Source organism: Methylotuvimicrobium sp. KM1, from assembly GCF_044788715.1.
Classification (GTDB): Bacteria; Pseudomonadota; Gammaproteobacteria; order Methylococcales; family Methylomonadaceae; genus Methylotuvimicrobium.
In genome coordinates, this window is sequence record NZ_CP173170.1 from 753,749 (window position 1) to 772,530 (window position 18,782).

An 18,782-nucleotide genomic window follows, 5' to 3' on the forward strand; every position below is an offset into this window, starting at 1 on the left:
GATTAACCCAGGCTTTGCGCAGCTACATCGTGCGCATTTATAAAGGCGGAGGCGGATATGCGTTTGCCGCCGGGCAGTTGGACTTCAAGCAGGCGGAGCAATCCGTCGCCGGTGGCGACTTCAAGGTGTTTGCCGTTTTTGAGCAGCGTACCGGGTTCCGCATCGGTTCGACCGTCGAGCGGTTCGGCTAGCCAAATGCGTAAAACTTGATCTTTATAGTTCGTTTGAGCGACCGGCCACGGATTGAAGCCTCTGATTTTTAAATCCAATTGTTCGGCAGATTCGTTCCAGTCTAGATTCGCTTCGCTTTTTTCGAGCTTTGCGGCATAAGTGACTTGGCTTTCATCCTGTTTTACCGGACGCAGCGTATTATCTTCAATATTCGGTAATACTTTGCTCATGCCGAGTGCGCCTAGTTTAGCCAAGTTGTCATGCAGATCGCCCGCCGTGTCTTTGGGGGTAATACGATATTCTTCTTTATGTAGCATGTCGCCGGCATCCAACTTCAGTGCCATGCACATGATCGTGACGCCGGTTTTTTCGTCGCCAGCGATCAAGGCTCTTTGAATCGGCGCCGCGCCGCGCCAACGAGGTAGTAACGAAGCATGTACGTTGATGCAGCCGAATGTCGGCAAATCCAGCACCCTCTGCGGCAGAAGCATGCCGTAGGCGACCACGACCAGCAAATCCGGTTCGAACGCCGCCAGTCGTTGAAAGTGATGATCGGGTTTAAGAGATTCCGGCTGTAAAACCGGAATGCCGGATTGTATAGCCAGTTCCTTGACAGGGCTTGGTTTCAATTGCCGTCCGCGTCCTGCGGGGCGGTCGGGTTGGGTATACACCGCGCAAATTTGATGGCTCGAGGCAATCAGCATGCGTAGCGTAGGCACGGCAAATTCAGGGGTGCCGGCGAAAACGATTTTCATGAGGCTTTTTGTTCCAATCGATGAATTTTATTCAGTTTCTTTTTAATCATTTGGCGTTTCAGCGGCGAAATATAATCGACGAACAACTTGCCTTCTAAGTGATCCATTTCGTGTTGCACACAGACAGCTAACAGATCCTCGGCTTCGAATTCAAATGATTCGCCGTCGCGATTGAGGGCGCGTACTTTGATGTGTTCGGCGCGTTTGACTGTTTCGAAAAAACCGGGAACCGACAAACAACCTTCTTCGGTTTCTTCGATGCCGTCCTTGGCAAGGATTTCAGGATTGATTAGACACAGCGGAGATTTCTTCTCCTCGCTGACGTCAATTACAATGACTCGCTTGTGAACGTTGACTTGAGTCGCGGCCAAGCCGACGCCGCGAGCTTCGTACATGGTTTCGAACATATCGTCGACGAGTTTTCCGATATCGGCATCGACCGTTTCGACCGGAGTCGCCTTTTTACGCAAGCGCTCATCAGGGAACTCGAGTATAGTTAGAATGCTCAACAATTTCTCCACTATCATATTACAATTTTACAATGCTGGAATTTTATATGAATTCATCTAAACTTTGAATTCAGACAGCATATATTTCGCGCTGCCGCGTTTGCGGCTTTTATAGCAATGCGATTTTGTTCGGTAACAAGGCCTGAAAACAGACGTTAAGCTAAGCTATGTAACTGTTTTCGCAAAGTTTCCGTTCCGCTCCTGATCATGCCCGGTACCTACATTCAGTCGGTAACGTCGCTATCGGTCAATAGAGCGCTTCAGAAAACCGCAATTGCGACCGCGCGCAGTATATTTTCAGATTACCGGATCTCTAGTTTCAGGAACTCTCTATGGCTTTTCGACAAATTTTTGGACTGATCGTTTCGTTAGCAGTTAGCGTACCCGGTTGGTCGCAGGAAATAGAGGTCAATCCTTCTCACCCGGACCAATATACGGTAGTTAAGGGCGATACATTGTGGGATATTTCGGGAAGATTTTTGCGAAAACCTCATCAATGGCCTTTAATTTGGGAAGGTAATCCACAAATCGATAACCCGCATTTGATTTATCCGGGCGATACCATTTATTTTTCCGAAGTCGATGGTAAGCCCCGCTTAAGTTTGTCGCCGTCAGGATTTACCGGCGATTCAGGCTCGTCAAGAGAAGTTAAGCTCTATCCTCGTATTCGTGAAATGGATCTCGTCGACGCGATCGAGTTAATTCCTTCCGAAAAAATTGCCAAATATTTGGCCTCGCCGCGAGTAGTTGGGCAGGATGATTTGGAAAACTCGCCTTATGTCATCGATTTCGCAGGCGAACATCTAGTCGCGGGCCCGGGCGATCGTGTTTATGTTCGTGCGATCGAAAAGCCGGAAAGCTTGACCTATACGATTTATCGTAAAGGCGATACTTTCGTCAGTGCCGAGACCAAAGAAGTTCTGGGTTATGAAGCAAAGTTTGTTGCAAATACGACGCTACAAGAGCCCGGCGATCCTGCAACGCTGCTTGTTACGCGTTCGACTAGCGAGATTCGCATGGGCGACAGGCTAATGCCGCACCAAGAAGGCGATTTTACCCTGCATTACTTTCCTAAGTCGCCGGAAACCGAAATACAAGGTAGTATTATTAGTGTGCTGGATGGCGTTACTCAAATTGGGCGCTATAATGTCGTTGCTATCGATAAGGGTGCATCGGATGGCCTGAAAGTCGGGCATGTGCTCGATATTTACAAGAAAGGGAAGTCCGTTAGAGATCCTTTTAGTAAAATAAGGAACGATACGATTCAATTACCCAATGAGTTGGCCGGAACCTTGATGATTTTCCGAACCTTCGATCGGATTAGTTATGCGTTGGTAATGGATGCGCGTCAAGCGATTCACATATTAGATAAAGTTCAAACCCCCTGAAAAATTTTCAAATTTCCTCCGATATCAAATACTGGCTTGCCTTATTGCGCACGCCGGGTTTTGGCTGTCGGTCGTTTCTTAAAACGCTCGATAGCCATACTCCTCAGCAATTGTTTTCCGAGTCAAGCAGTGGATTGGCCGCTCTCGGGCTAAAGGATTCGGTCGTTCAAGCGATACGCAATCCCGATTGGACAACGGTAGAGCAAGATTTGCGTTGGTTGGAGCAACCTGGGCATTTGGCGGTGACTTTAGCCGACCCTTGTTATCCAACGCAGTTAAAGGAAATCGCCGATCCGCCGCCACTATTGTTTATTAGAGGAAATCCGGATATTTTGGCGCTTCCGCAAATCGCGATCGTAGGTAGTCGAAATCCTTCCCATTTAGGTGTCGAAACCGCCACCGAATTTGCTAAAGCCTTGGCAAGAGAAGGCTTTGTGATCACCAGCGGATTGGCTTTGGGTATCGATGCCGCCGGGCATCAAGGCGCCTTGCAAGCTCAAGGTTACACGATTGCCGTAGCGGGAACCGGCTTAGATAGAGTGTATCCGGCGCGTCATAGAGCATTGGCCACTGAAATTGTTAATCATGGCGCAATGATTTCAGAGTTTCCTCCCGGAACCGGGGCGAAAGCCGATCATTTCCCTAGGCGTAACCGGATTATCAGCGGTTTGTGTGTCGGACTACTGGTAGTGGAAGCAGCTAAGCAAAGCGGTTCTTTGATTACTGCGCGCATGGCTTTGGAGCAGAACCGAGAAGTGTTCGCGATTCCGGGCTCGATTCATAACCCCTTGGCAAGAGGATGTAATGCTTTGATCCGGGAGGGTGCAAAACTCGTTGAAACCGCGCGCGATATTCTTGAAGAATTAAATCAGTATAATCAGAAGGATGAAAATATTTTTACGGAATTGAGACAAACAACGCTTGACCTCGAGCAGCAAACATTATTGAATCTAATTATGTTCAGCCCCACTTCCATTGATAGTTTGGTGGAAAATACCGAATTACCGGTCGAAGTCATATCGTCGATGTTGCTGGTTTTGGAATTGCAAGGTTACGTAGAATCCGTTTCGGGAGGTTGTTATACCCGAATCAAATAAACGCCGAATGACGGCGCAGTACAGGGCGTGCTGCCGTTTTTTGCCGATACCGGCTTAGAAAACGGAGGAATCGGATCGATTCCAAAAAGGAACCCCCTCACGGAGTGAAGGGGTTCCGTATAGAAACTTTTTTAAAGAAGACCCGCTATGAAAGAAAATATTTTTGATGTAATTATGTATCTGTTTGAAAACTATATGGAAGATGAGATCGATATCTTACCGGATAACGAGTTGATAAAAACAGAGTTGGAAGAAGCGGGATTCGATCAAATCGAAGTGGTCAAGGCTTTTGATTGGCTCGAATCGCTTAGCCTGCAAGGGCAGATTACGCCGACGGTACCGACCGCATTTCGGATTTTTTCCAGTCAGGAACAAGAAAAACTGGATTTGGAATGCCGTAATTTTCTGATGTTCATTGAACACAGCGGCATCTTATCGCATGCCAACCGCGAAATCGTAATCGATCGCGCGATGGCATTAGAAAATGAAGAAATTTCACTGGAAAAATTGAAATGGATCGTACTGATGGTGTTGCTCAGTCAGCCTGACGAGGAAATCGCATTCTCAAGAATGGAGGACATTGTCTATGATCTCATCCCGGCTTACTTACACTAATCGTATTTTCCTAACTGAATGAGTAATAATCTCGTTATTGTAGAATCGCCTGCAAAAGCCAAAACCATTGAAAAATATCTCGGCAAGGACTTTCACGTGCTGGCCTCTTACGGACATGTTCGCGACCTGATCCCGAAAGAAGGTGCAGTCGATCCCGAGCATGACTTCGCGATGAAATATGAAATCATCGATCGGAATCAGCGCCATGTTCAAGCGATAACAAAGGCCATTAAGAACGCTCAGGCACTTTATCTTGCAACCGACCCGGACAGGGAAGGTGAGGCGATCTCCTGGCATTTATACGAATTGCTCAAGGATAAAAAACTGCTCAAGGATAAGCCGGTTCATCGCGTCGTGTTTCATGAGATTACCAAAAAAGCCGTTACCGAGGCTATTGCGCATCCGGCCGAGCTGTCGATCGATTTGATTAATGCGCAGCAAGCCCGTCGTGCCCTGGATTACTTGGTGGGATTTAATTTGTCGCCGCTGTTGTGGAAAAAAATCCGCAGAGGCCTTTCGGCCGGGCGCGTGCAAAGTCCCGCGTTGCGCTTGATCGTCGAGCGCGAATTGGAAATCGAAGCATTTAAAAGCCGCGAATATTGGACGATCGATGCCGAATTGAGTGCTGAGGAGCAAGCCTTCAAGGCTAAGTTGACTCATTTCGACGGTGAAAAAGTCGAGCAATTCACGATCGACAATGAGGAGCGTGCGCTACAGGTCAAGCAAACGTTGTTCGATGCTGCCGACGGCAAGTTGTTGGTCGCGAAGGTCGAAAAAAAGCAGCGTAAACGTAATCCCGCGCCGCCGTTCATTACGTCGACGTTACAGCAAGAAGCCGCGCGTAAACTCGGCTTTACGACCAAGCGCACGATGATGGTTGCGCAACAATTGTACGAAGGCATCGATATCGGGGGCGAGACGGTTGGTTTGATCACCTATATGCGTACCGATTCGGTTAATCTCGCTGCCGAAGCGATTGCCGAAATTCGCGAATTGATCGCTGAAAAATACGGGGCTAAGAATGTGCCGAAGAGCCCGCGCGAGTACAAGACTAAATCGAAAAACGCCCAAGAAGCGCACGAAGCGATACGTCCGACTTCGGCGAGACGCATTCCGGCCGAGCTGCAAAAATTTTTGAGCCCCGAACAATTCAAGCTTTACGACTTGATTTGGAAACGTACGATCTCGAGCCAAATGATTCATGCGACGATTAACACCGTAGCGGTAGATCTGCATTGCGGTAGCGAGCGTAATGTATTTCGGGCAACCGGTTCGACGATCGCGGATCCTGGCTTCATGGCTGTGTACCTGGAAGGCAAGGACGACACTGCCGAAGGTGATGACAAAGAGAATTTTTTGCCGTCATTGGAAGAGGGGCGTCCCGTGCCGCTCAACGATATCATCGCCGGTCAGCATTTTACCGAACCGCCGCCGCGCTACAGCGAAGCCAGTTTGGTCAAGGCGCTCGAAGAATTCGGTATCGGCCGACCTTCGACCTATGCATCGATTATATCGACATTACAAAACCGGGATTACGTCACGTTGGAAAGCAAGCGCTTTTATCCGACCGATGTGGGTCGTATCGTCAATAAATTTTTGACCGAGCATTTCAATAAATACGTCGACTATGATTTCACCGCGAACCTAGAAGATGAGCTCGATGCGGTTTCGCGAGGTGAAAAAGACTGGATTCCATTGATGCGCTCTTTCTGGGAGCCTTTCAATACGCTGATTCATGAAAAAGAAGAAAGCGTACAGCGCAAGGATGTCACGCAAGAGGCGATTGATGAAAAATGTCCGGAATGCGGCAGTCCTTTGTCGATTAGGCTGGGAAGGAATGGGCGCTTTATCGGTTGCACCAATTATCCCGAATGTTCCTATACGCGCAACTTGAACGAAGACGCCAGTAAATCGTCCGAGCCGGAAGTCGTCGAAGGGCGCGTTTGTCCGAAGTGTGAGTCGCCGTTGGTAATTAAAACCGGACGTTACGGTAAATTTATTGGCTGCAGTGCTTACCCTAAATGCAAACACATCGAGCCGCTCGAAAAGCCGGTCGATACCGGCGTCGAGTGCCCGCAATGCAAAAAAGGCAATTTGCTTAAGCGTAAATCCAGAAACGGCAAGATTTTTTATTCCTGTTCAGAGTATCCGAAATGCAGTTATGCAATATGGAATGCCCCGGTTCAAGAAAATTGCCCGGAATGTAATTGGCCTATTTTGACACTAAAAACCACCAAGCGCCGGGGTACCGAAAAAGTGTGCCCGCAAAAGGAATGTAGTTATGCCACGCCTTATGAGGGCGATCCCGATGATGTTTTAGGGCCTAAAGGATAGTGCCGCAAAGCATTTTCCGATTACGGATTTGAGTTATACCCACATATCGTCATTGTAGGTCACCCCGGCGTCTCCTTAAACACTGCCGAAATTTGAAGTGTGAAAGGTATAACTCCTGATCATATTTTCTAAACCTTAATCAGCCCGGGTACTTTCATTACCCGAAGTGTTGAGAGTATCCACATGATCATTAGGTATGTGGTATGTTTGACGAGAATGTTGGCAAACATACCACTGATCTTTTGATTATCAGCCGTTTTTTCAATCAAAAAGGAAGCAGCCCGAAGATTAAGACGAACGTGTCGAGTTCTTTTTCAACAGGCTTCTAGCCAAAATAATCAAATAAATACAATACGAAGATGAGCGAATTACCAAATTGTCCGCAGTGCAACTCTGAATACACTTATATCGATGGAAGCATGTACATTTGTCCGGAGTGCGGACATGAATGGTCGCAAGACTCGGAGGACAGTAGCGGAAACGAAGACCGGATAATCAAAGACGCCAATGGCAATATATTGCAAGATGGCGATACGATTTCGGTGATCAAGGACCTCAAGGTAAAAGGTTCGTCTCTTGTCGTTAAAGTCGGCACAAAGGTCAAAAATATCCGGTTGGTCGAAGGCGATCACGACATCGATTGTAAAATCGACGGCATAGGCGCGATGAAATTGAAATCGGAATTTGTAAAAAAGGTTTGATTGAGTTTATGAATCGAAGGCCGGATTAGCGTAAGCCGACATCCTCGCCTCCAGGAAATTAGACGCTTTTTCGATCAGATTAGGAGTAGTTGGTTATGTTTGAATCACGGCTTAAAGCCGCATAATGTAAAGCTAATCGGGCGACCTGGAAAGATTGCAAAAGGCAGGCAATGTGCTAAATTTTCAGTATGAAGCACTTTGTTTGGAATGTCGAAAAGAACGCTCAGCTGATTGCAGAGCGGGGAATGTCATTCGAACGAGTCGTTCATCAAGGGTGTTTTGGATGTGATCAAACATCCGAATCCTTCAAAATACCCTAACCAGCGCATGTTCATCATAAATATTGAAAATTACGCATATTTGATTCCATTCGTTGAAGATGAAAAACAGATATTTTTGAAAACCATAATCCCAAGTCGTAAAGCTACAAAACAGTATCTTGAGGTGAATAATGGCTAGCAAACTCGATCAAGAAGAGAAAGATCTGCTTGAATCATATGAAAATGATGAATGGGTTTCAGTTATGAATCCATCAGATATTGCAGAATATACAGCAGCAGCAAAAAACATATTCAGAAAAGACAAGCGTGTAAATATACGAATGACGGAAATGGATCTTGAGCTTTTACAAGAAAGGGCATAAATTGAGAGATTGCCTTATCAAGTTCTTATGTCAAGTATTCTACACAAATATGTAACCGGTCGTTTGGTTGAAAAAGGTGCATAACAAAATCGTAAACTCGACCGGCGCGCCTTTCGCTATGCTACAGACAAGCCGCATTGGTCACCTGTGTTTCTTTGATATTCAAAAAGTCCTCAAGCCCCCCAGTATTGTTTGGAAAGCGGGGATCAAGTTTTTGATTTATGGATTTTATCGATTTCACTCGCGTTAGAAATTTACGATCCTATAAAGCGCTTTTCTTCTTCAAGTTAAAACCGCTATGGAAAAGAGGGCGGATTACCTTTTACGGTTAATGATAGCCGATAAGAAAAGTAACCAAGCGTCCTTTTCACTTTAGAGAGTAGCAAATGTATAGTGAAATAATCGGAAATGGATGGGGTAAATGTCAAATGTAAGGCTTGACTCCGATCCCTCTTTTACAGTCGTTGGTAAAGTTATCAGAGCGGCTAGATCAAAAAGAAAGCTATGAGTCTAGACCTGACCCCGTTGGTGCGGCAGGCTAATGGGTGGCCCCGTTTTTTCTAAAATCAATCTAAGTTTCATCGTGAGCAAATCATATCTTTTAGCTTACAAGCCTCATTAAATAGTTCAATTTGCCAATCCCTATTACTCCCTATAGTTCTTCTTATTCTGATCCTGCCAGTACTGCAACGAATAGACCTGAGATCCATAATGTTTTTTTTAATCATTTTCTCAACTGTAGGTGTTCGTTTTTTTCTCTTTACAGAAAGATTTTTCACAGTTGAATACGCGTTTTCGCAAAAACTAACAATTCTATTTACGTCCAATTGTGAAGGGAGTTTTCTACCTTTATTATATGGGGTTAGAATTGAATAAGCATTTTTCTCAATCATCTCATTCCAGACAGCATCAGAATGACCGGTAATAGAGCCATGATGAGGGATTTTGAAAACATTAGCTTTTGCTAATGGCTTCTCATTAGATTCAACTATTACTGACCAACCAGTTTGTTGATCCTTAGTTTCTTCTAGGTCCGAACCAAGTAAAAAAATATGATCTTCTATTTTTATGTGAACAACTACTGACACATTATTTCTTGTTACGGACATTCTTCTTGAATATTCGTGCTCGATTGGAATAATATTTTTTATTTCTTGTAAAAAAAGATCTATTTCTTTGTCAGAAGGAGACAAAGACCAAATTTCACAATTGTGAGCATCTTCAGGTTTACTCTGATATATTCTCCTATTAGTAATGGCTCTAATTGGGTTAGCTTCTTTGGTAGCCAACTCAGTTAATATTTTTTTATATTCTTCGACCCCTGAAGAAAATACATATGGATTGTTCTCTTCAAATCTTGTTACATTTGCAATAAACTCATCACTTGTTAAGGCGGTAGAACAACAAAATTTTGCATTTTTGGATACTTTTACCAGCTCTGATAGCCCTTTTACATGATCATCATGCCAGTGAGAAGCAATAATCAAAACTATGTTATTAGGGTCAACATTAATACTTTTTAAATATTCAAGAGGAGAGCATTTTTTGCTGTCTATATCGATACATGAATCAATAATAACCCACTTATTACCCCCAATATGAATAACAACTGATTCGCCATAACCCGGCCCTAACAATGTAACTTCTATTTCATTTTTTGCGGGTGCCAAACTATGAATTCCATTCATTCCCAATTTATTTTCTTAAATTCTTCAGCTTTTTTGTTAGCGTTAGTTATATTTTGAGTTGTCCACCTGGCATTTCTTCTAAATACCACTTTAGACGAGTTCTTTTTTGAACCATTAGGAAAACGTTCATATCCTAATATCCATCTAAAAATCGCGCCCTCATGAATAAACAGTCTATCTTCATTTGGAATACTATTTATATCGAAATCAGCTTCTTCAGTTGGTATTGTCTCTTCTTCAGTTATGTCAATTAAAGCAGCGGTAAAGAAAGTTTCTTCTACTTGATTTATACAACCTTCCCATTCATATAGCTCTTGAAAAGAATGTATTTTCGTCTTTTTTGTTTCTTGGTAGTTGGGAATATTTATATACTCAATTATTCTATCTTTTATTGATAGAACAGTGCTATATTCAAATTCGCTATCTGTATCTGAAGAATTTTTTAATAATTCAATATTCTTGTTTATGTTTGAAACAACGTTATTTAGAAAAAGACTCTCTTTATCAATTTCTAAATCAGAAAAAACTGTATATTCAGTCATATTAGCTATTCCGTTAATGCCATTACTTGATCAATTATCCAATCAGAACGTTTTATAGATTTCTCAAAGTTATTTTTAACAATTGAAATTATTTTTTCGCAACCGATAACGTTATTACAATCTTCAACTTCGTAGTGATCATTAATATCTACAATTACACCATTTAGCATACTTTTAGATGGTTCAACCTTTGCTTGAATATGTCCTCTGTATCTATCATCTAAATTTCTTTGCTCCATGATTATCATCCTTAAACCACCGTGTTTATCACCGCTTGATGGCCCTTCTATTTGGTCGCCCCATTCCCCCCAAGCAGTTTGTGGCGCTAGAGACTTTCCAAGCCGGTCAATTTTAGATTGGTCGTCAAGTCTAAAATGAACGGATCTGTTAATGCCTACGCGACCAATTGGCGTATGATTTAGAAAATTTCCGAATGTATCAACAACAAAATCGCATACTCTGATCAAAGGTGGCATTGTTGATTCAGCAACAAATCGCTTTTTTTCAACACGCACTTTAACCCATTCCGTTTCAAATATTGCTATTTCGGGATGCATAATTTCCACTTCGGCTTTTTCGGCTTCATCCTGAGTTAATATCTTGTTGTTAGAAAACCATAAGGGATGAAAAATCTTTGGATTGAAATCACCAGTTAGGACAATACTTGCTGAACTGATTTCAGGAATAATACGCATTTTGGACATATTCAGCTTTCCCTTTCAAATAAGCACTACAGAAAAAAACTATGACTAGTTCATGTTAGTTAATCATGTAACAAAGCTTGCATTCAAGTCATTAAGTGCAATTGTAGACTTCATGCGGCTTTACGCTCTGACTGTACAAAAAATATTAAATAAAGATAAAAGAAAAAAACGAGGTCAAGACTTCGATTTATGGTTTTTTACCGATTCCACTCGCGTTAAAAAATGCAATCCAAAAAAATCGCCTATTTCAGGTCAAAGCGTCTAACGCCGGACGGGTTTTACAACACCTTCAGTACAATTGATTCACTTTTTAAATCGTTATCTCAAATTTAGGATACCAAGCGCCAGCCTCGGCTCGAGAGTCCACAGCCTTCTTCGGTTATCCGTATTCAACCTTCGGTTTGCCTTCCGATGATTCACACGTTCCTATCGAAAACGCTGTTTCGCCGGCTTCCGCTAAAATTCGCAGCGTTGCTGCCTCGTCTTCTTCCGCGACACAAACGACCATGCCGATGCCGCAATTGAAAGTGGTCAGCATGTCGGTATCGGAAACCTTGCCTTGTTGTTGCAGCCAATCGAAAACTTTCGGGCGTTTCCACGATCCTAATTTGATGTGTGCGGCTGTGTCTTCCGGTAGTACGCGCGGCAGATTTTCGGTGATGCCGCCGCCGGTGATGTGAGCCAGCGCATGAACCGGGACGGATTCCAGTAATTTCAACAGCGGTTTGACGTAGATGCGGGTCGGTTCCAACAGTGCTTCGCCGAGCGTTTTGTCGAGGAAAGGCTCCGATAGCGGCATATTGCCGTGCTGCAGAATTTTACGGACTAGCGAATAGCCGTTCGAATGCGGTCCGCTTGATGCGATGCCGATCAGCTTGTCTCCGGCTTTGACCTTGCTGCCGTCGATGATGTTGCTTTTTTCGACGATGCCGACGCAAAACCCTGCTAAATCGTATTCGCCGTCCGCGTACATGCCGGGCATTTCGGCGGTTTCGCCGCCAACCAGCGCGGCTCCTGCCAATTCGCAGCCTTTACCTATACCTTCGACGACTGTTGCTGCCGTGTCGACATCGAGTTTGCCGGTGGCGAAATAATCGAGAAAGAATAAAGGTTCCGCGCCTTGAACAATGATATCGTTGACGCACATTGCGACTAAGTCGATCCCGACCGTGTTATGGATGCCGAGATCGATCGCCAGTTTGAGCTTAGTGCCTACTCCGTCGGTCCCGGAAACCAGTATCGGTTGGCGGTAGCGGTCGAGAGGGAGTTCGAACATCGATCCGAAACCGCCGAGTCCCGCTAATACACCGGGTATACGGGTTCTGGCCGCGATCGGTTTGATCCGTTCGACCAGTGCATTGCCGGCTTCGATATCCACGCCGGCACTCTTATAATTCAAGCCGTCTTGATTTTGTGCGCTCAATGTGATGTTCTCTTAAAGTAAAAATTTTATTGACCGATATTGTACAAGACATCGTCGGATTTGTGTGAGGGATATGAAGTCACTATTTAGGGTTCTTGTGGTTATCGTTTATTTGTGCGGTTCGTTAAACTGGGCCGCCGAAGTCAAAGGCTTGTTCGAAACGGAGGTCATTGCAAAAAGCCAGCGACCGGAAGATATTGAGGCCGCGATCAAGGAAGCGATGACCATTGTTTTGCAACGGGTATTATCTGGCAGCGGTGTTCTCGATGACCCTGTTGCTAAGACAGCTTTAGCCCAGGCGCGTTTTTACGTCAAGCAGCACCAATATTCGTTGGTTGAGAAATCGAGTGATGCCTCCGGTCAGGCTCGAGTCATGCGGGTTTTGTTTGACGAGACGCGGCTACTGAATTTGCTCAGTACCGGACGATTGGGGATTTGGAGCGAGATTAGGCCGGAAACATTGCTTTGGTTAGTCGTCGACGAACACGGCAAGCGGCGTTTTTTCAAACCTGAATTGATGCCGTCTTTGGAGCATGCTATCAGCCGTGCCGCGAAACAGCAGGGATTGCCGCTGATTTTTCCTTTGCTTGATCTTGAAGAGCGCGCCCAAATTGCCGTGCATGATGTTTTGAGCGCTTATCCTGAACAGCTATTGGATATTTCCGGGCGCTACGATGTGGTGTCGATACTGGCGGGCAGAGTGGCCCGGCAAGCCGATTGTTGGCAGGCGGATTGGGCTTTTTATTTCGACGGAGGCGTGCAGCAGTGGTCAAAGTCTTGCGGCACATTGCATGAAGCGTTGTTGAGCGGTATGCGGGGCATTTATACGCGCTTGTCTCATTATTATGGCGTTAAACCGGATATACTTGAACAAGGCATGATGATGCTTAATATCGCCGGGATTGCCGGTATGAACGATATTTCTCGAGTTACGCGTCATATTGAATCGCTGCCGATGGTCAAATCGGTGGCTTGGCTCAGTGTGAAAGACGGCTTTAATCGCTATAGAATCAATTATGAAGGTGATTTCAGCGTGTTTCGGCATTCGCTCGGTTCCGGTGGCGTCTTAGAGCCAATGGGATCAGTCGGATTGGGCTCTGATGAATTAAGTTCCGACGAATTGAGTTTTAGACTGCTTCCCATGCGGTAAAGTCGTGATATATTCTTGAGTGTTGTATTCAATTTAAAAACTATTTAACCCAGCCTTTACAAATGTAGTGCCTACGTCTAAGTTATTGAAGCATAAGAATTAAAAAAACGTGCTAAAAATAGCTTTGTAGCGCCATAATATTTTTATTGTCTTAATTTTCAGTGGTTTATAATAGGCAAATGTTAAAGCTGGGTTAAGGTTAAGCAAGGATAAGGCTTTTGCATACGCCAATTAAAATAACTATAAATGTGAGAAGGTTATGATGATAAAGAAATTATTGAAACTGACTGTCTTTTCGATTGCCGCATCATTGACAAATGGGGCTTTTGCTTATTCCGAAGATATGGATAAGCCCGCATGCAAAACACCAAAATTCAGGGATTTTAATCTGCCGGTTTATAGTGCGGAAAACAAAGCCGAGGTCGCGCCCGAATCCGAACTGATGTTTACGATTTCCAATTGGATAGCGCCGGAATCTGTTAGTGTAACGGCAAAAGGTATTCCTCTGGAGGTGGAGGTCGAAAATAAAAACAGTTTTTTTAGAGTCAGCGCAAAATTACCGGCTTCATTAAACGGAAAATTTGCTCGAATCAACGTAAGAGCCGATGCCGTTCTTGGCTGTAAAGGCATGGATGGGTGGTTGATTAAGATTGCCGATAGTCCTCAAATTTTGGCCTCCGAGCCCGAAGCCGATGAAAATGTTGGCAAGACTGCTCCAGAACAGTTTGTCGACAAAGTTGAAGAAGAGAAAGTCGAGGCTATAGTCGAGAAAGTGGGCGAATAATCCGCTGGCCGTTGCGTTGGCTAATAAAGGATCTTATCGGGTTTAGCATTCCATAGCTCAAAAGGCTTGAGATCGTTGTCTTGTTTGAGGCTTAACATGACGATGCGTCTTTCATTCGGCGGTAGCGGAATTTCATCATAAATGAAGCTGTCGTCGAATCCGGCAGCGGCCGCGTCTTCTCTGCTGCAGGCGTAATAAACATTGTCGAGACGAGCCCAATAAATCGCTCCTAGGCACATCGGGCACGGTTCGCAACTGGTGTACAAGGTACAGCCGGTCAATTGAAAGTCGTTCAGAGCTTGGCAGGCTATGCGAATGGCCATGACTTCGGCATGAGCGGTCGGGTCGAGCCGGCTGGTGACTTGGTTGCCGCTGGCGGCAATGATTTTATTTTCTTTAACGATCAGTGCGCCGTAAGGGCCGCCTTGTCCAGATTCGACGTTTTCGGCAGCGAGGTCGATCGCATGTTGTAAATAGCTCGAGTGTGTGCTCATAAACCTAAAGGATTGTTGGGGTCGATGCCCGGCATAAACGGAATACGTCGGTCTTGATCGGTGATCTGATAAATTTTTCCGAGCCAGTTGTTAAAGACCGCTCGAGCCGTATCCCGCCAAGTGTTGTCGATGTCATCGAGAACAGCGGCTTCCGGAAAAGGTTCGATCGGTTTATCGTCTCGTCGTGCCGCTAGGACATGATCGCGGTAGTCTGTGAAAATGCGCTGGACTTTGGGGCTGAAATAATGCTCCGGAAAAGGCGGATAGTCTTCTATGTCGCCGTTATAATAACGAGTCACCTCGCGCTTGTATTCTTTCAGCAGGCTGATGTCGTCGTACTCCGGGTGGCCTTGAAAGAATACGATTCGGAAACCGTCCGGACTAACCGCCAGATGTACGCCTGCCTCCTTGCTCGCAACTAATACTTTTAAGCCTTTTTGTTCTATGTCTTCGCGAAAGATTTCGTTAAAACGCGAATGCGGGACATCGAAGCGGGTATTGATTTCCGAGACCAAGGGATGTTTGCGATCCAGTACTTTGTGCGGAAACACGCCCCAGCGTTTAGCCGGTAAACGGGTTCTTTCGATGCCGTAGCAAAACTGTATGACGGCGTGCGTTGCCAGGCACGAACATAAAACGGACGGAACATTCTGTTTGGCCCACAAGAACACTTCGGTCAACGGTTGCCAAAAATCTTCCTGCTCTAGTTTCGGTTGCGTGACATTGGCGCCGCTGATGATCAAGGCGTCCAGTCCGTCGCGCTTGATGGTTTCGAACGATTCGTAATAACGTTCTATGTGTGCTTTTGCTTCCAAGCTCCGGGGCAATCCGTCGACGGTAAACGGGTGGACATGAAACTGCGTGATTTGGTTACACGCGCCGACCAACCGGAAAAATTGGCGCTCGGTGGCTTCAAGCGCTGCATCCGGCATCATATTCAGCAAGCCGATATGCATTTCTCGAATATCTTGGTGGCGCGCCCGCTCCGGGTTCAGAATTTCTTCGCCTTCTTCACGCAGACGCTGGAATGTCGGTAAATCGGTGTGTGCGACTAAGGGCATTAATCCTAACCTTGTTTAAGCCTATTGTTCTGCGATCGCATCTGCGATCAGCCGAATGAAATCGTCTTCGTTGTTGACCCGTGCGGCATCGTTGGCGTCGATAGTATAGCCGTACTGCCGGGCTATCGCTTCATAGCGAGGTAAGCGCGACCTGAATAATTCCGGGAAGACCCAGGTGACGAACTCATCGGGCGGAATCTTTTCGGGGTCCGAATAGTGGTGTTTGACCATGAATTCGGCCAGTTTTTCATCCAAAAAGGCTTCACGATAATAAAGCGGCTTCGGGTCGGTTTTAGCGCGCTCGATAATAGTTTTTTCGAGATCCGGCGGAATCTTGATATAGAGAATTAGCGTATGACTGGCGAGCGTTTCTAGTACAGCCGGGTTGTCCAGTTCGCATAAACTGCCGCCGGCATCATTAATGAAATGTTTGTAGCCGTAGATGTCCTCGGATTTTTTTATGAAATCGGGAACATCGAGCATTGCTGCGATTTCGGCTTCATGATGCAATTGTTGGCGGCGTTTGAATTCCGTTAAAGACAATCCGCCTAGCTCGGGGTTGCCGATTTTACCAAGAAAACTCGATACCGGAGTTAGGTTGTCGACGGTAACGTTGTTGCATATATAGATGGAGTCGGATAGCAGTAACTCTCGCAAAAATGGTACATCCATCGCTCGACGCTTGATGTTGTCCAGGATGGGTTCATCCAGATACTTGGTGCCGATCCGATAGTCGCCGGAATAATGAAACCATTTTTGTCTAGGTAGCTTATTGGCCAGTGTGGTTTTGCCCGCGCCAGACATGGCCATTAGTGTAATGCTTTTGGACTCCCAATCCAAGAATTCCGGTGCACTCATTTTCATGCGAAGTGTTTCCGTTAATCGATATAATCGTCAAAGTTTAAATTGTCCATATTGCGACGGTGTTCGTCCGTGTCGCTGTAACCGAGATCTTCGTCGTCCAGTTCGAAAGGCGCACTCCAATCCTCGGGTTCCTCAATATAGTCGAAGGTCGAATTATACCAACTGTCGTTGTCGTATTCGCCAATCTCTCCGTTTAAATATTGTACTTCGATTGAATCGTCGCTTTCATCGATCGCAATGATTTTGAACGTTAAATTATTTTCGACATCTTTGTACCATCTGTCGATGACGGGGTCTGCTATTGTCGTCATGTTAAATTCCTCAAATAATTAGGGTATTCCGTATAAACCTTCATAACCTGATTAATAGATTGTTATCGGCTGGTTATCTAACCGGCAATCGTTTGCAAGCCGGCCGGTTGTAAAAATTATGATCGCCGTTACCATCAAAGCTAGCTGAAATTGTCTGTAAAGAAAAGAAGTTTTTAACGGTCGTGGCAAATAAATAAATTCATGGTTTGGTAAGGAATAGCGTTGTCTTTTGTGAGATAAAGGTTTGCCGAAGGCAGTTGTTTTTGGCCAATCGGCAGCAATATACTCATCGTTGATCAAAATTCGGCACCGGGGGGCCGTCAAAGGACGCCGTGAATACATCCATGTAGGCTCTATGCCAGCATCCATGCTGGCAAAGCCTTTGCCGAGCACCCCGGCGCCTCCTTAGGCACTGCCGAAATTTGAAGTGCGAAAGGTATAGTTTGCGGATGAATTGTTGAGCTTCGGTTGGATCCGATGAGTTGATCGGGCCTTAGCTGAACTTGCGAGGCTTTTTCAAGCGGTACAATGCCGAAATGTCCTCGTCACCAAAGCCTTGATCCATTAACTGTTCGTAATTGAGCAATGTCATTTCGGCCAAAGGAATAGGCGTCTCAGCGTTTTCGGTCATCGCGCGGCAGATTTCCAAATCTTTGTGATGTAATGCCAATTTGAAGCCCGGTGCGAACGTACCCTGCATCATTGTCGGCCCTCTATGTTCGAGAAACCAATTGCCCGCAGCGCCACCCGAGACGACTTCGATGACTTTATCCATCGGCAGGCCTTGCGCTTCGCCGAAGGCGAGTGCTTCTGTCACGGCTTGATTGATGCCGGCGGCCATGATTTGATTGACCGCCTTCGTGGCTTGCCCGCTGCCGACCGGTCCCATGTGCAGAATGCGCGAGGCGATCGCGGCAAGAATAGGCCGGATTTTGTCCAAAGCTTCGTTACTCCCTCCGACCATCATTGCCAATGTGCCTTTTTTCGCGCCTTCGACGCCGCCCGAGACCGGCGCATCGAGAAATTGCGCTTGTTTTTCGGCGAGTATCGCGGCAGCTTGTTGTGCGGTTGAGCTGCTGACCGTTGACATATCGACGACGACCGCGCCCGGTTTAACCGTCTGAGCGACGGCAGCAACCATTTCGAGCACGTCTTCATCGCGCGAGACGCAAATCAAAATGAGCTCGCACGCGGCGGCGAGTTCGGGCGGGGTGTCGAATGCTGCGACAACGAGTTCGCCGGCCAACGCTTGCGCCTTGCTAGTAGTGCGGTTATAGACGCCGGCTAAAAAACCTGCCTTCGCGAGATTTCTCGCCATGCCGGCGCCCATTGCGCCGAGTCCGATGAGTCCTGTACTAGTCATGATCTATCCGTTTTATTATTTGATTTTCAAACATGCATGTGTTGTCTCGTTCCCAAGCTCCAGCTCTCGCCGTTATACACAAGTGCCAAAAACACTTATAAATCAATGCTGTTGCTAAACAGCAACAGCATTGATTTCATTGGCTTATTAAGACTTATGTATAACGATGAGAGCTCCAGCTTGGG

The 18,782-nt window shown here is 45.7% G+C and carries 20 protein-coding genes; 8 read left to right on the forward strand and 12 right to left on the reverse strand.

The window, feature by feature from the left end:
- Positions 1-2: 2 nt before the first annotated feature.
- Together fmt and def are read right to left on the reverse strand one after the other, a co-directional pair.
- Positions 3-926 (reverse strand): methionyl-tRNA formyltransferase, encoded by a 924-nt coding sequence (fmt, locus tag ACINK7_RS03345; RefSeq protein WP_404359886.1) that lies wholly within the window; start codon positions 924-926, stop codon positions 3-5.
- Complete coding sequence (gene def / locus ACINK7_RS03350) at positions 923-1,435, reverse strand: peptide deformylase (protein WP_404359887.1); 513 nt, start codon at positions 1,433-1,435, stop codon at positions 923-925. The genes fmt and def overlap by 4 nt, the downstream gene beginning before the upstream one ends.
- A 332-nt stretch (positions 1,436-1,767) precedes the next feature.
- On the opposite strand from def, the gene ACINK7_RS03355 reads away from it, so the two are divergent.
- The 6 genes from ACINK7_RS03355 (at position 1,768) to ACINK7_RS03380 (ending at position 8,213) form a co-directional block, all read left to right on the forward strand.
- On the forward strand, positions 1,768-2,823 hold the full coding sequence (locus ACINK7_RS03355; RefSeq protein WP_404359888.1) for a LysM peptidoglycan-binding domain-containing protein: 1,056 nt from the start codon (positions 1,768-1,770) through the stop codon (positions 2,821-2,823).
- A 44-nt stretch (positions 2,824-2,867) separates the two neighbouring features.
- Positions 2,868-3,920 carry a DNA-processing protein DprA gene (dprA, locus tag ACINK7_RS03360; RefSeq protein WP_404359889.1) on the forward strand — a complete coding sequence of 351 codons (1,053 nt, stop codon included), beginning with the start codon at positions 2,868-2,870 and terminating at the stop codon, positions 3,918-3,920.
- A 147-nt stretch (positions 3,921-4,067) separates the two neighbouring features.
- On the forward strand, positions 4,068-4,535 hold the full coding sequence (locus ACINK7_RS03365; RefSeq protein ID WP_125218287.1) for a DUF494 domain-containing protein: 468 nt from the start codon (positions 4,068-4,070) through the stop codon (positions 4,533-4,535).
- Positions 4,536-4,553: 18 nt separating this feature from the next.
- Positions 4,554-6,869: a type I DNA topoisomerase gene (topA, locus tag ACINK7_RS03370; protein WP_404359890.1), complete on the forward strand. Its 2,316-nt coding sequence runs from the start codon at positions 4,554-4,556 to the stop codon at positions 6,867-6,869.
- Positions 6,870-7,228: 359 nt separating this feature from the next.
- Positions 7,229-7,570: a zinc ribbon domain-containing protein YjdM gene (locus ACINK7_RS03375; RefSeq protein ID WP_404359891.1), complete on the forward strand. Its 342-nt coding sequence runs from the start codon at positions 7,229-7,231 to the stop codon at positions 7,568-7,570.
- Positions 7,571-8,021: 451 nt separating this feature from the next.
- Positions 8,022-8,213: a hypothetical protein gene (locus ACINK7_RS03380; protein WP_404359892.1), complete on the forward strand. Its 192-nt coding sequence runs from the start codon at positions 8,022-8,024 to the stop codon at positions 8,211-8,213.
- Positions 8,214-8,791: 578 nt separating this feature from the next.
- On the opposite strand, the gene ACINK7_RS03385 is transcribed toward ACINK7_RS03380, so the two are convergent.
- The 4 genes from ACINK7_RS03385 to purM all read right to left on the reverse strand — a co-directional run bounded on the left by ACINK7_RS03385 (position 8,792) and on the right by purM (position 12,570).
- A complete protein-coding gene (locus tag ACINK7_RS03385; protein ID WP_404359893.1) occupies positions 8,792-9,901 on the reverse strand; it encodes an MBL fold metallo-hydrolase in 1,110 nt (369 codons plus the stop codon).
- Positions 9,898-10,443, reverse strand: coding sequence for a hypothetical protein (locus tag ACINK7_RS03390; RefSeq protein WP_404359894.1), 546 nt, complete (start codon positions 10,441-10,443; stop codon positions 9,898-9,900). The genes ACINK7_RS03385 and ACINK7_RS03390 overlap by 4 nt, the downstream gene beginning before the upstream one ends.
- 5 nt (positions 10,444-10,448) lie before the next feature.
- Positions 10,449-11,147 (reverse strand): hypothetical protein, encoded by a 699-nt coding sequence (locus tag ACINK7_RS03395; protein ID WP_404359895.1) that lies wholly within the window; start codon positions 11,145-11,147, stop codon positions 10,449-10,451.
- 379 nt (positions 11,148-11,526) lie between these two features.
- Positions 11,527-12,570 (reverse strand): phosphoribosylformylglycinamidine cyclo-ligase, encoded by a 1,044-nt coding sequence (gene purM, locus ACINK7_RS03400; RefSeq protein WP_404359896.1) that lies wholly within the window; start codon positions 12,568-12,570, stop codon positions 11,527-11,529.
- 73 nt (positions 12,571-12,643) lie between these two features.
- Between purM and ACINK7_RS03405 the strand changes: the two genes are divergently transcribed.
- Both ACINK7_RS03405 and ACINK7_RS03410 read left to right on the forward strand, forming a co-directional pair.
- Positions 12,644-13,720 (forward strand): DUF2066 domain-containing protein, encoded by a 1,077-nt coding sequence (locus ACINK7_RS03405; protein ID WP_404359897.1) that lies wholly within the window; start codon positions 12,644-12,646, stop codon positions 13,718-13,720.
- Positions 13,721-13,979: 259 nt separating this feature from the next.
- Positions 13,980-14,504, forward strand: coding sequence for a hypothetical protein (locus ACINK7_RS03410; RefSeq protein ID WP_404359898.1), 525 nt, complete (start codon positions 13,980-13,982; stop codon positions 14,502-14,504).
- Positions 14,505-14,524: 20 nt separating this feature from the next.
- On the opposite strand, the gene ACINK7_RS03415 is transcribed toward ACINK7_RS03410, so the two are convergent.
- The 6 genes from ACINK7_RS03415 to ACINK7_RS03440 form a co-directional block, all read right to left on the reverse strand.
- Positions 14,525-14,998, reverse strand: coding sequence for a nucleoside deaminase (locus ACINK7_RS03415; RefSeq protein WP_404359899.1), 474 nt, complete (start codon positions 14,996-14,998; stop codon positions 14,525-14,527).
- On the reverse strand, positions 14,995-16,059 hold the full coding sequence (locus ACINK7_RS03420; RefSeq protein ID WP_404359900.1) for a homoserine O-succinyltransferase: 1,065 nt from the start codon (positions 16,057-16,059) through the stop codon (positions 14,995-14,997). The genes ACINK7_RS03415 and ACINK7_RS03420 overlap by 4 nt, the downstream gene beginning before the upstream one ends.
- A 21-nt stretch (positions 16,060-16,080) precedes the next feature.
- Positions 16,081-16,923 carry an ATPase gene (locus ACINK7_RS03425; protein ID WP_404359901.1) on the reverse strand — a complete coding sequence of 281 codons (843 nt, stop codon included), beginning with the start codon at positions 16,921-16,923 and terminating at the stop codon, positions 16,081-16,083.
- Between the two features lie 14 nt (positions 16,924-16,937).
- The gene (locus tag ACINK7_RS03430; protein WP_404359902.1) at positions 16,938-17,234 is read right to left on the reverse strand and encodes a DUF6763 family protein; all 297 of its coding nucleotides are present in this window, start codon (positions 17,232-17,234) and stop codon (positions 16,938-16,940) included.
- A 51-nt stretch (positions 17,235-17,285) separates the two neighbouring features.
- Entirely contained in the window at positions 17,286-17,627 is a 342-nt protein-coding gene (locus ACINK7_RS03435; protein ID WP_404359903.1) for a hypothetical protein, read from the reverse strand.
- A 100-nt stretch (positions 17,628-17,727) separates the two neighbouring features.
- Entirely contained in the window at positions 17,728-18,597 is an 870-nt protein-coding gene (locus tag ACINK7_RS03440; protein ID WP_404359904.1) for an NAD(P)-dependent oxidoreductase, read from the reverse strand.
- Positions 18,598-18,782 lie beyond the last annotated feature (185 nt).

Excerpts from the sequence above, each read along its gene's own strand:
- fmt (WP_404359886.1), bottom strand. The coding sequence starts at position 926 with ATGAAAATCGTTTTCGCCGGCACCCCTGAATTTGCCGTGCCTACGCTA.
- ACINK7_RS03355 (WP_404359888.1), top strand. The coding sequence starts at position 1,768 with ATGGCTTTTCGACAAATTTTTGGACTGATCGTTTCGTTAGCAGTTAGC.
- ACINK7_RS03365 (WP_125218287.1), top strand. The coding sequence starts at position 4,068 with ATGAAAGAAAATATTTTTGATGTAATTATGTATCTGTTTGAAAACTAT.
- topA (WP_404359890.1), top strand. The coding sequence starts at position 4,554 with ATGAGTAATAATCTCGTTATTGTAGAATCGCCTGCAAAAGCCAAAACC.
- ACINK7_RS03375 (WP_404359891.1), top strand. The coding sequence starts at position 7,229 with ATGAGCGAATTACCAAATTGTCCGCAGTGCAACTCTGAATACACTTAT.
- ACINK7_RS03380 (WP_404359892.1), top strand. The coding sequence starts at position 8,022 with ATGGCTAGCAAACTCGATCAAGAAGAGAAAGATCTGCTTGAATCATAT.
- ACINK7_RS03385 (WP_404359893.1), bottom strand. The coding sequence starts at position 9,901 with ATGAATGGAATTCATAGTTTGGCACCCGCAAAAAATGAAATAGAAGTT.
- ACINK7_RS03390 (WP_404359894.1), bottom strand. The coding sequence starts at position 10,443 with ATGACTGAATATACAGTTTTTTCTGATTTAGAAATTGATAAAGAGAGT.
- ACINK7_RS03395 (WP_404359895.1), bottom strand. The coding sequence starts at position 11,147 with ATGTCCAAAATGCGTATTATTCCTGAAATCAGTTCAGCAAGTATTGTC.
- ACINK7_RS03405 (WP_404359897.1), top strand. The coding sequence starts at position 12,644 with ATGAAGTCACTATTTAGGGTTCTTGTGGTTATCGTTTATTTGTGCGGT.
- ACINK7_RS03410 (WP_404359898.1), top strand. The coding sequence starts at position 13,980 with ATGATGATAAAGAAATTATTGAAACTGACTGTCTTTTCGATTGCCGCA.
- ACINK7_RS03415 (WP_404359899.1), bottom strand. The coding sequence starts at position 14,998 with ATGAGCACACACTCGAGCTATTTACAACATGCGATCGACCTCGCTGCC.
- ACINK7_RS03420 (WP_404359900.1), bottom strand. The coding sequence starts at position 16,059 with ATGCCCTTAGTCGCACACACCGATTTACCGACATTCCAGCGTCTGCGT.
- ACINK7_RS03425 (WP_404359901.1), bottom strand. The coding sequence starts at position 16,923 with ATGAAAATGAGTGCACCGGAATTCTTGGATTGGGAGTCCAAAAGCATT.
- ACINK7_RS03430 (WP_404359902.1), bottom strand. The coding sequence starts at position 17,234 with ATGACGACAATAGCAGACCCCGTCATCGACAGATGGTACAAAGATGTC.
- ACINK7_RS03440 (WP_404359904.1), bottom strand. The coding sequence starts at position 18,597 with ATGACTAGTACAGGACTCATCGGACTCGGCGCAATGGGCGCCGGCATG.